Annotated in this window: 14 protein-coding genes; 10 read left to right on the top strand and 4 right to left on the bottom strand. The window is 63.3% G+C overall.

Annotated features, from left to right (window positions below):
• Positions 1-68: 68 nt before the first annotated feature.
• Positions 69-2,102 (top strand): GNAT family N-acetyltransferase, encoded by a 2,034-nt coding sequence (locus VM94_RS24830; protein WP_046685870.1) that lies wholly within the window; start codon positions 69-71, stop codon positions 2,100-2,102.
• 39 nt (positions 2,103-2,141) lie between these two features.
• Here the strand turns inward: VM94_RS24830 and VM94_RS24825 are convergent, their stop codons facing one another.
• Positions 2,142-3,407 carry a putative Na+/H+ antiporter gene (locus VM94_RS24825; RefSeq protein ID WP_046685869.1) on the bottom strand — a complete coding sequence of 422 codons (1,266 nt, stop codon included), beginning with the start codon at positions 3,405-3,407 and terminating at the stop codon, positions 2,142-2,144.
• 206 nt (positions 3,408-3,613) lie between these two features.
• On the opposite strand from VM94_RS24825, the gene imuA reads away from it, so the two are divergent.
• From imuA to VM94_RS24805, 4 genes are all read left to right on the top strand, one after another.
• The gene (gene imuA / locus VM94_RS24820; protein WP_046686253.1) at positions 3,614-4,324 is read left to right on the top strand and encodes a translesion DNA synthesis-associated protein ImuA; all 711 of its coding nucleotides are present in this window, start codon (positions 3,614-3,616) and stop codon (positions 4,322-4,324) included.
• Complete coding sequence (locus tag VM94_RS24815) at positions 4,254-5,741, top strand: Y-family DNA polymerase (protein ID WP_082127902.1); 1,488 nt, start codon at positions 4,254-4,256, stop codon at positions 5,739-5,741. Before imuA ends, VM94_RS24815 begins: the two co-directional genes overlap by 71 nt.
• An 81-nt stretch (positions 5,742-5,822) precedes the next feature.
• Positions 5,823-6,527 carry a glutathione S-transferase N-terminal domain-containing protein gene (locus tag VM94_RS24810; RefSeq protein ID WP_046685867.1) on the top strand — a complete coding sequence of 235 codons (705 nt, stop codon included), beginning with the start codon at positions 5,823-5,825 and terminating at the stop codon, positions 6,525-6,527.
• Between the two features lie 70 nt (positions 6,528-6,597).
• Complete coding sequence (locus VM94_RS24805) at positions 6,598-7,356, top strand: alpha/beta hydrolase family protein (RefSeq protein WP_046685866.1); 759 nt, start codon at positions 6,598-6,600, stop codon at positions 7,354-7,356.
• Positions 7,357-7,439: 83 nt separating this feature from the next.
• On the opposite strand, the gene VM94_RS24800 is transcribed toward VM94_RS24805, so the two are convergent.
• Complete coding sequence (locus VM94_RS24800) at positions 7,440-7,790, bottom strand: hypothetical protein (RefSeq protein WP_034783462.1); 351 nt, start codon at positions 7,788-7,790, stop codon at positions 7,440-7,442.
• A 222-nt stretch (positions 7,791-8,012) separates the two neighbouring features.
• On the opposite strand from VM94_RS24800, the gene VM94_RS24795 reads away from it, so the two are divergent.
• The 5 genes from VM94_RS24795 to coaD all read left to right on the top strand — a co-directional run bounded on the left by VM94_RS24795 (position 8,013) and on the right by coaD (position 13,624).
• Positions 8,013-8,471: an Hsp20 family protein gene (locus VM94_RS24795; RefSeq protein WP_034750759.1), complete on the top strand. Its 459-nt coding sequence runs from the start codon at positions 8,013-8,015 to the stop codon at positions 8,469-8,471.
• 267 nt (positions 8,472-8,738) lie between these two features.
• Entirely contained in the window at positions 8,739-10,253 is a 1,515-nt protein-coding gene (locus tag VM94_RS24790) for a Do family serine endopeptidase (protein ID WP_046685865.1), read from the top strand.
• 131 nt (positions 10,254-10,384) lie between these two features.
• Positions 10,385-11,044 (top strand): response regulator, encoded by a 660-nt coding sequence (locus tag VM94_RS24785; protein ID WP_034750756.1) that lies wholly within the window; start codon positions 10,385-10,387, stop codon positions 11,042-11,044.
• Between the two features lie 2 nt (positions 11,045-11,046).
• Positions 11,047-12,381 carry an ATP-binding protein gene (locus VM94_RS24780; RefSeq protein ID WP_046685864.1) on the top strand — a complete coding sequence of 445 codons (1,335 nt, stop codon included), beginning with the start codon at positions 11,047-11,049 and terminating at the stop codon, positions 12,379-12,381.
• Positions 12,382-12,475: 94 nt separating this feature from the next.
• Positions 12,476-13,624, top strand: coding sequence for a pantetheine-phosphate adenylyltransferase (gene coaD / locus VM94_RS24775; protein ID WP_046685863.1), 1,149 nt, complete (start codon positions 12,476-12,478; stop codon positions 13,622-13,624).
• A 32-nt stretch (positions 13,625-13,656) separates the two neighbouring features.
• Here coaD and VM94_RS27550 read toward each other — a convergent pair whose 3' ends face one another.
• The gene (locus VM94_RS27550) at positions 13,657-14,907 is read right to left on the bottom strand and encodes a hypothetical protein (RefSeq protein WP_052755936.1); all 1,251 of its coding nucleotides are present in this window, start codon (positions 14,905-14,907) and stop codon (positions 13,657-13,659) included.
• 69 nt (positions 14,908-14,976) lie between these two features.
• Positions 14,977-15,861 carry a hypothetical protein gene (locus tag VM94_RS24760; RefSeq protein ID WP_046685862.1) on the bottom strand — a complete coding sequence of 295 codons (885 nt, stop codon included), beginning with the start codon at positions 15,859-15,861 and terminating at the stop codon, positions 14,977-14,979.
• Positions 15,862-15,906 lie beyond the last annotated feature (45 nt).

Raw genomic sequence — 15,906 nt, 5'->3', positions numbered from 1 at the left:
CTTGTTCTCGACCTTGTTTTACCCCCTGCGAAGTTTATTGACACTCTCCTGCGGAAAATGGTGCGCCCATGAAAATAGATGACCTGGCCTCGAAACACGATCAAGCAAAGATTTTCAACCTGGAATACGAGTTCCGCATCAACCGGCTGAAACTCGATTACATCACGCTGGCCGATGTCCGTCCGGCCGACAGCGACCTGGAGCAACTGGCCGCGGAGCATCAGGCGGGCATCGCGGCCCTGCGCAGCTTCGTTGCCCTGAACTTCAACCATTTCAATGCGGCTAGCTGTTCCTCGCTCAGCTGCATCCCCACGCGCGCGCTCGGCGACGACGAGCGCTATCTGCACCGCATCTGGATGGGCGGACCGCTGCCGGCCATCGCGGCCGAAGCGATCCAGCAGTGGGACGCGGCCCTGGAAGAGGTGCGGCATAACGGCGGCGCGCCGTACGTTTCCATCCTGTGGGTGTGGGATGCGCAGCAGCTGCGCAATGACGAGCGCTTCAGCCCCACGGGCGGCGCCGGGCGCTACACGATAGGCCGCTACGCCATCGGCGGCACGACCCTGCATATCAATTCGCTGCGCGCGCTGGCGCTCGATTTCGCGCCGGCCCGCTTCGGCATCCTCGATACCCTGCATACGCAGCGCTACTTCGCCACCTTGTCCGATTATTTCCGCATCCTCATCATGTGCGAATACGGCGGCATGTATATGGATGTCGATACGATCCCGCATAATCCGGCGACGATTTTCCTGATGAAGCCGGAAGTGCCCGATTATTTCCAGCGCAACGCTGATGACAGCGAAGAACGCCGGCACGTCAGCTGGATGAATCTGTTTCTCGATGAAACGGGCATGCTGATCGCCAAGAAGAACGATGCGGCGCTGCGCGTGATCCAGCGCAATGTGAACCTTGCCTATGCAGGCATCGATGCGCAGATCCCCCGTTCCTGCCCGCAATTCGAGGCGCAGCTGTTTGGCCAGTTCTATGCGGAATGGAAGAAGAACCTGGGCGTGACCGTGCTCAGCCATGCCGAGTTCTACCAGCGTTATTGCGTGCTGTATGACGGCGCGCGGGAAGCGGTGGTGGGCGGCATCCGCGGCATGCGTTTGCTGGACGATATCATTACCGACATGCACATTCCCCTGAGCGACGAGGAACGGCGCGCGTATGCGCGCTGCGTCGCCAGGCTCGACGACATCGACTGGCGGCTCGACGATCCTTTGAGCCTGCCCGACATCGTCGATGTGTTCGATATCGAGGAAGTGCCGCGCATGGCGTATGCGGCCCAGCTGCGGGCCGACATCGACCATTTTCACTATTACTCGGTGCTGTCGGACGACCCGCAGCTCGACCGCGTGAATAGCGTCTTTTGCCGCTACCTGCTGGCCCACCGTTCGCAGCATATTGCCGCCGGCAATTTCTGGCGTCCCACCGTGGGCCGCCACGGCAGCCGCATGCCGGCCGTCAGCGATGCCGCCCCATCCGCTGACGAGGCGCAGGCGGACTTGCTGTCGCATGCGCCGCTCACGCTGGTGCCGGGCGAACTGCTGGATGACGAGACGAAGAACCGCATGGCGAAGCTGCTGTTTGCTACCAGCTACCTCGAATACTGCTCGTTTGGAAATAAACTCAATCTGCAATTCGTCGAATTGCAGCGGCGGCAAAACATCGACCCGTATCTGGCGCATATCCACGGCCTGCATGACGAGGACGGGCGTTTCATCGGCTTTTTCACGGCCGCGACGATGGACGAGTTCCAGGCCTGCGACGCCGTCTCATATTACCGCGACGACATGAAGGCGCTCGACGATGCGTATGACGCATTCGTGCTCGCGCATGCGCGTGCCGACGACTGTTTCGTCAGTAGCCTGGCCATCGACGAGAAATACCGGGGCCAGGGCCTGTTCAGGCAAATGTTCCATGAAATCCGTGACCTGGCCAGCCGCAAGGGCTGCGCGCGCATCACCCTGACCGTGTGGGAAAAGAGCGAAGCGCTGCAAGTGTATCTGCACAAAGGGTTTCGCAGCGTGGGCACGTTCGACTATGCCTACAGCCTGTTCTATGACCGGCTGCATTTCCTCGTGTATGAAGGAAACTGAAGAGTAGCGGGGCGGCCGGCAGCCGCCCCGTGAGTAGGCTTACAGGGCCAGGAAGGCCACGGCAGACACGGCTGTCGGCAACAGGGCGCCGGCCAGCAGGCCGACGGCGCCGATCGATTCATCCTTGAAGCCGCGGCGCAACAGGGCCACGCCGGCCGGATTCGGCGCATTGGCGATGACGGTCAGGCCGCCGCCGGCCACGGCGCCGGCCATCAGCATGTATTTCGCTTCGTCCGTCATGCCGACGATCAGCGAACCGAGGTAAGTCAGGGCCGCATTGTCGGTAATGGCAGTCAAGCCCAGGGCGCCGAAGAACAGGGCCAGCGGTTTCAGGCTCGAGACGATGGGTTGCAGCCACCATTGCTGCATGCCGCCCAGTACCACCAGGCCGCCGAGGAAGAAGCCCACCAGCAAGCCTTCCTTCAGGATCAGCGGGCTTTGATAGCGTTCATACGCCTGCACGAAACCGAGGAAGAACAGGAACAGGCCGATGAACAGCACGGGATGGTGCGCCAGGGTGACCACGCCGGCCAGCACGATCATGTGCACGAGGCTGACGGCCAGCGGCACTTTTGGCGCTTCCACTTCGCCGGCCTTCGGCTTGATGTCGGAGGTGTTGCTGTGCAGGTATTTGCGCAGCAAAATGCTCACGCCCGTGGCGTTGACCAGCACGGCGATGGCGGCCTTCCAGCCGAAATGGCTGGCCATGAAGGCGCTGTCCCAGTTCCACGTGGTGGCCACCATCAGCACGGGCGGCGCCGCGTACGAGGTGAGGGTGCCGCCGATGGAAACGTTGACGAAAAGCACGCCCAGCGCGCCGTATTTCAGCCATTCAGGGATGCCCGGGCGGAAGATTTGCGGCGCCAGCATCAGCGCGGCCAGGGTCATGGCGGCCGGTTCCGTGATCAATGAGCCCGTCAGGGGAACGAGCGCCAGTCCCAGCCAGACAAGGGCCAGTTCCGTGCGCAGCGGCATCACGCGCGCCACGCTTTTCAGCAGGCGCTGCACGGCGTCGAGCACGGGGCGAGAGGCGGCCACGACCATGACGACAAAGACGAACAGCGGCTCCGTGTAATGGCGCGACTCGGCATACTCGATGGCTGCATCGCTGCCCGAGACAAAGGCCATGATGATAATCAAAATGAAGGCCCAGAAGCCGAACACGACTTCCACTTCGCCCAGCAAGTGCAGCAGGCCCGCATGGCGGGGATGGCGCCGCGACAAGGTTTCAAACGACTTGGCGGCAAAGGTGTGGATGAGCGCGAGGCCGAAGACGATGGCGCTGATGATTTGGATGGTGGTCAAATGCGTTTCCTTATGGACGGAGGAAGCCGCCCGGTGCATTGCCGAGCGGTAAGGAGAGTGCTTATGGTACAGCAATCGATACTAAAAACGGGGTTTTTCGGACATGGCGGAGCGGCCCCGGCGCTGGTGGCATTCAGATAAACCTTGCCAAAAGCGGGTCTGGATAGTACTGTATATGCATACAGTATCAACCTCTCTATTCAATGATGCAACATTCTCAATTGATGGCCTCGCCGGAAGCCTTGCACCCGTCTTTATGGCGTGCATCGCAGCTGGGACAGGGTGCCACGCGCTGCCTGGACACGGGCTTTGCCGCCTTGTCCGCGCAGCTGCCCGGTGGCGGCTGGCCCAGCGGCAGCCTGATCGACCTGCTGGTGCAGCAGCCGGGCAGCGGCGAATTGCGTTTGCTGGCGCCCGCGCTGGCGCAACTGCAGGGCTTGCCCATCGTGCTGCTGCAGCCACCCCATCCGCCGCAGGCGCTGGCCCTGGTCGCGCAGGGGCTGGCGCCGTCGCAGCTGCTGTGGCTCAAAAGCACAGGCAGCAAGGATGCCTTGTGGGCGGCGGAAAACATCTTGCGCAGCGGTACGTGCGGCGCCTTGCTGTTCTGGCAGCCGCACGTGCGCGCCGACAGCCTGCGCCGCCTGCACCTGGCCGCGCAAAGCGGTAATACCTTGTTCTGCATGCTGCGCCCGCTGCACGGCGCGCAGGATGCGTCGCCGGCGCCGCTGCGCCTGTCCGTGCGCCCGGCCGCCGGCGGCATCGAGATCGGCTTCATCAAGCGCCGGGGACCGCAGCGCGACGCGCCCCTGTTCCTGCCCCTGCAACCTCCTTCATTATTGCGACGCCATGCGACTCTGGATCGGCCTGTGCCTGCCCCGGCTCCCGCTCGAAGTATTTTGCCCGCGCTGGTCGGCTGACCACCTGGGCGTGGTACTGGAGCAGGAGCAAGTGATGGCCGTGTCGCCGCTGGCGCTGGCGGCCGGCATCAAGCCGGGCATGCGCCGTGCCGGTGCGTTGATGCTGGCGCCGCAGGCGCGCCTGCACGAGCGCTCGCTTGAACTGGAAGCGCAAGCCCTGCAAGCGGTGGCGCTGGCGCTGCTGCAATATTCTCCGCTGGTGGCCCAAGGCGAGGAAGCGACCCTGCTCGTCGATGCGGGCGCCAGCCTGCGCCTGTTCGGCGGCGTGCGCGCCCTGTGCCGGCACATCGCGGCCAGCTTGCGCGCGCTCGGTTACACGGCCCAGCTGTCGTGCGCGCCCACGGCGCGCGGCGCCTGGCTGCTGGCGCGCGCCGGTACGCGCCGGGGCCGCGTGCTGGGCATGGCCAGTCTCGTGCGCCGCCTTGATGGCCTGCCGTGCGCCTTGCTGCCGCCTGCGCGCCCCTGGCTCGACTGGTTAGAGGGCATCGGCTGCCGCACCCTGGGGCAGCTGCGCCACTTGCCGCGGCCCGGCTTGCAGCGCCGTTGCGGCGCAGCCTTGCTCGATATGCTCGACGATGCGCATGGCCACAGCACGGAATTGTTCGTGTGGCTCGAAGCGCCGCCCACGTTTCGCGCCAGCCTGGAATTGTTCGACCGCGTGGAGCACGCCGACGCGCTGCTGTTCGGCGCGCGCCGCCTGCTGCAGCAAATGACGGGCTGGCTGTGCGCGCGGCAATTCGCCGTCGAGCGCATTCAGCTGCTGCTGGCGCACGAGCGGGGCAGGGTGGCGCGCCCGCCCACCGTCATCGACCTGGCGCTGGGCGAGGCCGTGTGGCGCGACGAGCATCTGGTGCGCCTGCTCAAGGAGCGCCTGGCGCAGCTGGCGCTGGACGCGCCCGTGATCGGCCTGACCCTGGAAGCGCTGCAGGTGCAGCCGATGGCGCCGCCCAGCGACACTCTGTTCCCCGAGCCGGGCGGCACGCCGCAGGAGCGCCAGCGCTTGCTGGAATTGCTGGTGGCGCGCCTGGGCACGGACAATGTCTTGCAGGCCGCGCCGCGCGCCGATTACCGTCCCGAAGCGGCCAACCTGTGGCTGCCGCTGCCGGCCAAGGTCGGCACAAAAAACGCGCAGCCGGACTTGCCGCCCGGCTTGGCCGGCATGCCCCGTCCCGGCTGGCTGCTGGCCCAGCCCATCGCCCTCTTGATGCGCGAGCACCGGCCGTTTTATGGCTCGCCCTTGAAAATGGTGTCCGTTGCCGAACGCATCGAGGCGGGCTGGTGGGGCCAGTCGCAGGCGCGTGATTATTTCATCGCCGAAGGCCTCGACCACGCCCATTACTGGGTCTACCTTGAGCGCATCGCCGGCAGCGCAGAAGACGCCGCGCCGCGCTGGTTTTTGCATGGCTTGTTTGGCTGAATGGGCTGTCCTGCTGAAATTGCCGTGCTTGGCTATACTGGCTTCCCGGCGCCGCATCTTTCATTGAAACAAAGGATATCCATGACACAGCTTTCCGACTTCCCCATTACCCAAAAATGGCCTGCTTTGCATCCCGAGCGCCTGCAGCTGTACTCGCTGCCGACGCCGAACGGCATCAAGGTTTCCATCCTGCTGGAAGAGCTGGGCCTGGCGTACGAGCCGCACCTGGTCAGCTTCGAGACAAACGACCAGACATCGCCCGAGTTCCTGTCCCTCAATCCCAACAACAAGATTCCCGCCATCCTCGACCCGAACGGTCCCGATGGCAAGCCGCTGGCCCTGTTCGAGTCGGGCGCCATCCTGCTGTACCTGGCCGAAAAGACGGGCAAGTTCATCCCCCAGGACGCGGGCTTGCGCTATGAAACGCTACAGTGGCTGATGTTCCAGATGGGCGGTATCGGCCCCATGTTTGGCCAGGTGGGCTTCTTCCACAAATTCGCCGGCAAGGAGTACGAGGACAAGCGTCCGCTCGAGCGCTATATCGGTGAAGCGAAGCGCTTGCTGGGCGTACTCGAGCAGCGCCTGCAGGGCCGCGACTGGATCATGGGTAGCCAGTACACGATTGCCGACATCGCCATCTTCCCCTGGGTGCGCTGCCTGGTGGGGTTTTATGGCGCAGGCGAGCTCGTCGGTTTTAATAACTTCCCGAATGTGCAGCGCGTGCTGGATGCATTCCTGGCCAGGCCAGCCGTTGCCAAAGGCGTCAATATTCCCAAGAGGGATTAACGCAGGCGGCGGCCGGGCGGCGCTACAATGCGCCATCGGCCGCCCTGCGCGGCAGCTTTGATCTGAGACAATGAAATCCACCCGGCAAGATTTTCCCGGCGCGCACGGCCATGTGCTGGCGGCGCGCCTCGATGCACCCGACGGCGCCATCCGCGCCTATGCGCTGTTCGCCCACTGCTTTACCTGCGGCAAGGACGTGCTGGCCGCGCGGCGCATCGCGCAGGGCTTGACGGAGCACGGCATCGCCGTGCTGCGCTTCGACTTCACGGGACTGGGCGCCAGCGAGGGCGAGTTCGCCGCCACGAATTTTTCGTCGAACGTGGACGACCTGGTCGCCGCCGCCGATTTTTTGCGCGCCAGACACGCCGCGCCGCAATTGCTGATCGGCCACAGCCTGGGCGGCGCTGCCGTGCTGGCCGCTGCCGCGCAAGTGCCGGAAGCCACCGCCATCGCCACCCTGGCCGCCCCGAGCACGCCCGCCTACGTGACGCGCATGTTCAGCGACCACCTGGAAAAAATCGCAGCCGAAGGCGAGGCGCTGGTGCAGTTGGAAGGGCGGCCCTTCCGCATCCGCCAGCAATTCGTCGACGACGCGGGCAGCCACAGTTTAAAGGAACACATCGCCGGCCTGCGCCGCGCCCTGCTGGTGATGCACGCGCCGAACGACACGACGGTCAGCTTGTCGAATGCGATGGATATCTTTACTGCGGCCAAGCACCCGAAAAGCTTCGTTTCGCTCGACGACGCCGACCATCTGTTGACGGGGCGCGATGACGCGGCCTACGTCGCCAACGTCATCGCCGCGTGGAGCGCGCGCTATATCAGCTAAGTCAGCTAAGCAACTAAGTGGTCGCCCATAAAAAACGCCGCGACAGCAGAAGCTGACGCGGCGCAGGTGGGGGAGAAAACGGATCAGTCTTCGTCAAATTCGGCCGAAAGATCTTTCCAGCCCTTGCTCACGGCAAAGGCCGAGAATTCCTCGGGCGCTTCCAGAACGATCAGTTTCTTGTCTTGCAAGCCCAGGTCGCCATGGCCGAAGTCGGGACCCACGTAGCCGAGGCTGCGCAGGCGGGCCAGGATGTGGCCGACCAGGGTCTTGTCCTTGTAGGCGCCCGCTTCGAGCGGGGCGGCGAAATCGACGTAGACGTCGATGATGCCGTAGCCTTCGTCGAAGATGCGGATGGCCTTGATGTCGTGGGCACGGCCGGAGCCGTCGGTGGCCTTGAAGGGGCCGCTGAGCTGGATGTCGGTGTCATTATTCATTCCGCCAGCATACACCAAAAGCCGGCCCCGCATAGGGGGCGCCATGCAAAATCCCCAAGGATGGGCCATGTAAAAATTTCTTACAAATTGAGCGGCGTCTGGGGCGCTTTTCGCCAATTTCAAGGCCTTGAAAGGAGCTGGAGAGGCCGTATATCGGTAACAAGCGGATGCTCATCGTGAGGTCCGCCCCTCTTATCGCTTCATTTGAAAAGGATATTTATCATGCGTACTTTTGACCTTGCTCCCCTGTACCGTTCCGCCATTGGCTTTGACCGTCTGGCACAACTGCTCAACGAACAACGCGCCGATGCGCAACCGAGCTATCCACCGTACAACATCGAACTGGTGTCGGAAGACAAGTACCGCATCGTGATGGCATTGGCCGGTTTCTCGCGTGAAGAGATCGACATCATCACCGAACGCGATTCCCTGCATGTCACGGGCCGCAAGCAGAAAGATGGCGTCGAGCGCACGTTCTTGCACCGCGGCATCGCTGCCCGCGATTTCGAACAGCGTTTCCAGTTGGCCAACCATGTGAAGGTCACGGGCGCCACGTTTGAAAACGGCATGCTGACCATCGACCTGGTGCGTGAAGTGCCGGAAGCGCTGAAACCGCGCAAGATCGAGATCGGCGCCGGTAGCGATACCGTCAGTGTGCTGGAACAGCGTCAGGCAGCTTGAGCTGAGTTGATCTGATCCCGGCGCCACGCGCTGGCATTAACGGGAGGCAATATCGCCTCCCCATGCAGTAAAATACTGGCCGGTTGATCCGGCCAGTGTCACGTCCGGAGGCCGTTCGGGCTTCCATTGACCGCCACGCAACACGCCAGATTAAGCCATGCTTAAAGGCGCAAACGCCTGTTTCCAAATAGAAAAATGTTAAGCAGCGCCTAAGACTCGTGGCCCACTATTGCATACATCAAAATCTCATTGAATGAGGAGCAATTCATGGAACAGCAAACGAATACCGCATCCCTGAAAATCAAACGCACCGTAGCCGCGCTGGCCGCGATCGGTGTGCTGGGCGCCGGTGGCGCCATGGTGGTGCATCAAAACAATGCAGGCGCGAATGCCGCCGCTGGCTCGCCCGCCGCCCCCGTGGCCGCTGCCGTGGCGCCCGCCGCCAGCGCGCCGCTGGTGGCCTTGCCGGACTTTAGCCAGATCGCCGCGCGCAACAGCCCGGCCGTCGTCAATATCAGCGTCACGGGCAGCACCAAGGTGGCTTATGACCCATCGGCCCAGGCCGGCAATGACGACTTCGGCAACGACCCCTTCTTCGAATTCTTCCGCCGCTTCCAGGGGCCGCAAGGCGGCCAGCGCGGTGGCCGCGACGTGCCCACGCACGGCCTCGGTTCCGGCTTCATCGTCAGCCCGGACGGCGTCATCATGACAAATGCCCACGTGGTGCGCGATGCGCGCGAAGTGACCGTCAAGCTCAACGACCGCCGCGAATTCCGCGCCAAGGTGCTGGGCACGGATCCGAAGACGGATATCGCCGTGCTGAAGATTGACGCCAACAACCTGCCCGTCGTGCCGCTCGGCCATTCGAGCGACCTGAAAGTGGGCGAGTGGGTGCTGGCCATCGGTTCTCCTTATGGCTTCGACAGCACGGTGACGGCCGGCGTGGTCAGCGCCAAGGGCCGTTCCCTGCCGGACGACAGCAATGTGCCCTTCATCCAGACGGACGTGGCGGTGAACCCCGGCAACTCGGGCGGCCCCCTGTTCAACACGCGCGGCGAAGTGGTCGGTATCAATTCGCAGATCTACAGCCAGACGGGCGGCTTCCAGGGCCTGTCGTTCGCCATCCCGATCGACCTGGCGGGCCGCATCAAGGACCAGATCGTTGCCACCGGCAAGGCCAGCCATGCCAAGCTGGGCGTGACGGTGCAGGAAGTCAACCAGGGCTTTGCCGACTCGTTCAAGCTGGCCACGCCGGAAGGCGCCCTGGTCGCCAATGTGGAGCGGGGCAGCCCGGCCGACAAGGCGGGCCTGAAATCGGGCGACGTGGTGCGCAAGGTGAATGGCCAGCGCATTATCGGCTCGGCCGACTTGCCGGCGCTGGTGGGCACGTCCTTGCCAGGCGACAAGATCAGCATGGATGTCTGGCGTGACGGCAAGATCGTGAGCCTGACGGCAACCCTGGGCAATGCGGCCGACAAGGTGGCCGAAGTGGCGAAGAGCGACAGCGCCGCCGGCAAGGTAAAGCTGGGCCTGGCCCTGCGTCCGTTACAATCGGATGAAAAACGCGAGGCGGGCATCAGTGCCGGTCTGCTGGTGGAAGACGCTGGCGGTGCTGCGGCCAACGCCGGGGTGCAGCCGGGCGACGTGCTATTGTCGGTCAATGGCCGTCCCGTCAACACGGTCGAGCAGGTGCGCGACGTGGTGGAAAAATCCGCCAAGTCGGTCGCCTTGCTGATACAGCGCGGTCCCGACAAGATTTTTATTCCCGTGCGTTTAGGTTAATTAATGAGTACCGGGGTCAGTTACTTCGTGATCGGAATGTGTCACATTGGGACACATTCCCCCGTCGGGGCCGACCCCAGCTTTTCATCTTTTGGGGTGAAAGCAAGCATAACAAGATAGAGAGGCAAGCCATGCGCTTATTGCTGGTAGAAGACGATACGATGATCGGCGAAGTGGTGCTCGATTTGCTGCGCGCCGAGCATTACGCGGTGGACTGGGTCAAGGATGGCGACATGGCCGACACGGCCCTGCAGACGCAGACCTATGACCTGGTGCTGCTGGACCTGGGCTTGCCACGCAAGGATGGCCTCGACGTGCTGCGTTCGATGCGCTTGCGCAAGCTTGACACGCCCGTGCTGGTAGCCACGGCGCGCGACGCCATCGAGCAGCGCATCGCGGGCCTCGACGCGGGCGCCGACGATTACGTCTTGAAACCGTACGACCTCGACGAACTGCTGGCGCGCATCCGCGCCCTGCTGCGGCGCGCCTCGGGGCGGCCGGAACCGGTTTTCGAACACCAGGGCGTGTCCATCAATCCGCTGACGCGCGAAGTCATCGCCGAAGGGCATCCCGTCAACCTGTCGGCGCGCGAATGGGCCGTGCTGGAAGCCTTGATCGCGCGTCCTGGCATCGTGCTGTCGCGCGCGCAGCTGGAAGAAAAACTGTACAGCTGGAAGGATGAAGTCAACAGCAATGCCGTGGAAGTGTATATCCACGGCTTGCGCAAGAAGCTGGGCAGCGACTTGATCCAGAACGTGCGCGGCCTCGGCTACATGGTGCCCAAGGCATGAGGATGAAGGTCACGGTGACGCATTCGCTGCGCGGCCGCCTGCTGTGGTTTTTGCTGGCGGCCATCATCATGGCGGCCCTGGCGCAGGCGTCGATCGCCTACCGCAGCGCCCTGTACGACGCCGACCAGATTTTCGACTATCACATGCAGCAGATGGCCCTGTCGCTGCGCTCCGGCGCGCCGTTGGCCAACCATGCGCAAGCCTTGCCGGCCGACCCCGTCAACAACGACATGGTGGTGCAGGTGTGGACGCCGGACGGCGTACAGGTCTTCCGCTCGATCACGCGCGCGGAACTGCCGCAGCGCGCCGTGCTGGGCTTTTCGAACGTGAAGGCCAACGGCACCACCTACCGCATCTTCTCCGTGCAAACCAGTTCCCAGACCGTGCAGATCGCCCAGGACATGGCCGTGCGCAAGCGCATGGCCGGCAGCCTGGCGTTGCGCACGGTCGGGCCCATCGCGCTGATGGCGCCGATATTGATGCTTGTCGTGTGGTGGGTCGTCAGCGGTTCGCTGGCGCCCGTCTCGCGCGTGCGCAAGCAGGTGGCGGCGCGCCAGGCGGACGATCTGTCGCCCGTTTCGGAAGCGGGTTTGCCCGACGAGGTGCGCCCGCTGGTGCATGAATTGAACCTGCTCTTCGGGCGCGTGAAAACGGCGTTCGACGCGCAGCAGCATTTTGTTGCCGACGCCGCGCATGAATTGCGCACCCCGCTGGCGGCATTGAAGCTGCAGGTATTGAGCCTGGAACGGGCCGAGTCGGAAGAAAAGCGCAGCCTGGCGATCTCCCGCGTGAGCGCCGGCATCGAGCGGGCCACGCGCCTGGTCGAGCAGTTGCTGGTGCTGGCGCGCCAGGAAGCCAGTGCCGCCAGCGGCGACCAGCTGCAGGCGGTGGACTTGAACGACGTCGTCAAGCGCGCGCTGGGCGACATGGCCGGCATCGCGCAGGCGCGCAAGATCGACCTGGGCCTGCATCACATGGACGCGGCCAAGGTGGCGGGCCAGGCCGATGCGCTCAACATCATGCTGCGCAACCTGGTCGACAACGCCATCAAATACACGCCGCAGGGCGGCACGGTCGACATCGACCTGCGCGCCAGCCCCGTCGGCGTGACGTTATCGGTGGAAGACAGCGGCCCCGGCATCCCGCCCGAAGAGCGCGAGCGCGTCTTCAGCCGCTTCTACCGCGTGCCCGGCACGGACGCCAACGGCAGCGGCCTGGGGCTGGCCATCATCAAGGCCATCGCCGAGCGCCACGGCGCGCGCCTGGTGCTCGATAAATCCGAACGCCTGGGCGGCCTGTGCGTGCGCGTGGAGTTCCCGCAAGCCGTGAAAAAGTAACGTTTTGATCATGATCTTTGGCATGTTGCATTGACGCGCGCGCCGCCGGCATATATTGTCTGCGCAATAAGCAATCAAGCAAACGGAGCGCAGCATGCAGAAGATCGGCTTTTCAGGGACCCTCGACCCCATCACCAACGGCCACATGTGGGTGATCGGCGAAGCGCGTTCGCTCGCCGACGAGGTGATCGTGTTCCTGTCGCAAAACCCCGCCAAGCGCCCTCAATTCCCCGCCGAAGACCGCAAGCGCATCATCGAACAGAGCGCGCGCGAGTGCGGCTGGGACAATGTGCAGGTGGTCATCGTCAAGGGCGATTACACGGCGCGCGCGGCGAAAAAGCATGGCTGCGACTACCTGATCCGCGGCATCCGCACGACGGCCGATTTCGACTATGAAAACCTGATCCAGCAAACGAATGTGGACGTGCTTGCGGGCGCCAAGACCATCTTCGTGATGCCGCCGCGCGACCTCGGTTCCGTCAGCTCGAGCTTCGTCAAGGCGCTGGAAGGCCCTGTGGGCTGGAACTGGACCATGAAGAAATTCGTCCCCGGCCCGGCCTACCAGGCGTGGATACTTGACTGTCTGCGCAAGGAGTGGGAAGCGCTGTGGAACTACGCCACCGCCTCGCAAGATGACATCGCGCTGGCGGATCACTGGTTCGCCCACCTGACGGGGCCGCAGGCGTATGGCGGCGCGGACCGCCATTATCACAACCTCGACCACCTGGTGCATGGCCTGTCCGAGATCCGCGTGTGGGCCGACAATACCTTTGCGCCCAAGCGCGACAGCGCGCTGGTCAAGAAGGCGTTCTGGTTCCACGACGCCGTCTACAGCCACGACGACGATGCCCTGTATTCGAGCGAAGAGGCGAGCGCCCAGCTGTGGCTGGCCAGCGGCCTTGATGCGGGCGACAACCTCGATGTGGCGCAATTGATACGCGCCACGGATCATTTCCAGGGACCCGGCATCAGCCACGCGCTGAAGGACGCCATGCTCAGCGCCGACCTGGCCATCCTGGGGCAGGATGAAGAGGTGTATCAAGCTTACACGCAAGCCATCGGAAGAGAATACGCGCACGTGGACCCCGTGCGTTTCAACCAGCAGCGGGGCCTGGCCCTGCAGCACCTGAGCGCCAAGGCGCAGGCGGGCCAGCTGTTTGGCGATGCGTATTTCGCCGACCAGTACAACGAGCGGGCGATAGCCAACATGCGGAAAGAGATCGCGGCGCTGGCCGATGCCTGATCCGATGCGCGCGTGTTTGCCGCTGCCTGCCTCTATTGCATGGTTTGCTTCACCGCATGCTGTACCTGCAGCAGCATCCAGTCGCACTCGAAGCGCAGTTCCGCCGTCTTGCCGTTGATGGGCCCCCATAGGCGGCGCCTGAGCCGCAGACCCAGGGCTGCCAGTTCGACGGCGAAGGCGGGGCAGGATTTGGATAGTTGCTGGAATGCCAGGCCATTCTTTTCCGAACCATGATTTTCCAGGTCGCCGGGCTTGCAATGCACGCCTTCCTGGAAGACCGATAGCAGTTCCGTGGAAGCGGCATACGAAGCGAATAGCTGCTGCATCATGGCAGAATGCCCGATCAGGTTATAGCTGGATTGGAACAGTCCCGCCTCCGCCGTGTCCGCAGCCGTATTGTCGGCATCCTTGTCGCGGCCTTCGCAATAGCGGCCTGAACTTTCGCGCATGCCCAGGCCCGTCAGGAGGACATACAGATGCCGCAGGGTATCGGCGCCATCCTTGTCATTCTGCATGCCCAAGGCCGCGAATTGCCCGGCATACCAGTCCAGCGCATCGTTGTCGTCGTTGCCATGTGCGGCCGCCGCCATTGCCAAGGCAGTGGCATCGTTCTCTCGCCAGTTGTGGTACGCCTTGGCAAATGCCAGGGCCATGCCCTTGATATAGCCTGCCGGCGCGACGCCGCGGCCGGGCCAGTCGTAACGTGCCAGTTCGGAATGGGCCGCAATTTCCAGTATGGTTTCTTGCAGCCCGGCCGGTAATTGGGCCGGCAAATGCGCTGGCAGCGGCAGGGCCGATGCCGTCAGCGGGGTAGTGGCGAGGTCCGGACCGCTGGGACGCAGGAAATACTCGGTGGGCGTTTTGCCTTTGCCTGAGGCATGGCGTGTATGGGTGTGCGCCTGCTGGTTGTCGGCGACGCGCATGACATCGGCGTCGAGGCGTTCCGCCACGAGGTAGATGTGGTCGGCGCCAGGCGGACTCTTCAGGTCATACGTGACGCCGACATCGCCTGCCTGCTGCTCTCCTACGCCGATGCGTTGCCAGCGGCGCGATTGGATGCCGCTGCCGCCCAGGCGTTGCACCAGATGCCCTGCGCCCAAGGTGAGGGGAATCTCCACGCCGACGGAGATCAGCAGTGCGCTCAATGTTGCTGCGCAGCCGTTATGCAACGGCGGCCGCGCGTTTTCCAGTCCCAGCGCCACGGCCGCGCGCTGCTGGGCTGCGTGCAGCCGTGCATCGCTATTGGCCGCTGCGATGATCTGCTCGATCAGTTGCTTGTCCATGGGTATGCTCCGTTTCTCATTGCGATATGGTTTCTCATCGCAATCGGGGGAAAGTTCGCCGCTAGGGATTTATTCCGCCTTGGGTTTGCCGATCAGGACGCAGGAGTCGATTTCAGCCAAGGCAAGTTCGCCCAAGGCCGCAATTTGGGCCAATTGAGCGATGCGAACGGCTTCACTCCTCTCGCTGGCCGCCGCCTCCATGGCACGCTGGGCTTCCACGCTCTGCTGTTTTACTCCCCCGGCCGGTATCTGATGCGACAGTTTCTGCTGGAGCAGGGCGGCCGAGAGATTATTTCCCGTAATGTCGAGTAAATTGCTGTTGCTGACATAGCGGTCGCGCAGATCGATAACTTGCTTGATGTTGACTTCTTGCGGCTTGAGCACTTGCAGCGATGCCCGCAGTTCTGCCAGTACCGAAAGCCAGGCGACATTGAGCGCAGAAGTGGTTTGCTGTTCGATGCTGTCGGGCCAGGAGATCACCTTTTCGACAGGGCGCTTGCGTTGTTCGTAGCTCGACAGGACGACGCTCAGGCAGGCCACCTTGTCGGCCGCTTTGGCATACAGCGTCGATTGCTGGTCCAGTGAATAGCGGGAAGCAACCAGGCCGGCGCCACCGCCGATGACGGCGCCGAGTGCCGCTGTCGGCAGCGATTTGAGCAGGCCGCCCGCGGTTCCCACGGCTCCGCCCGTCAAAGCCCAGTCGCTCTGGTTGTAGATGGCGCGCTGACTATCCTCGGCCAGCTTCAAATACCAGAATCTTTGCTTGAGCAATAACATCTTGCTGTCTGCCAGCGTGGCGGGAGCGCCAAACAAGGTGTCTTTCTCCACGCTCTCGGTCAGCGCATTGCCTTCTGCGCTGCTGGGCATGCGAAAGATCGGATAGGCGTTGGGTGGAGCAAAGCCGCATCCACTCAATAGCAGCGCCAATAATGGCAGCGCAGAAAATGCTTTCATTTCGCTCCTCCTTGCATGGCATAAATGCAATTGTCGAGGGGAAAT

The sequence above is a fragment of the Janthinobacterium sp. KBS0711 genome (assembly GCF_000988085.1).
Classification (GTDB): domain Bacteria; phylum Pseudomonadota; class Gammaproteobacteria; order Burkholderiales; family Burkholderiaceae_D; genus Janthinobacterium; species Janthinobacterium lividum_E.
Note: the sequence above shows the minus strand (reverse complement) of the source record. Positions and strands in the feature narration are given on the sequence as shown.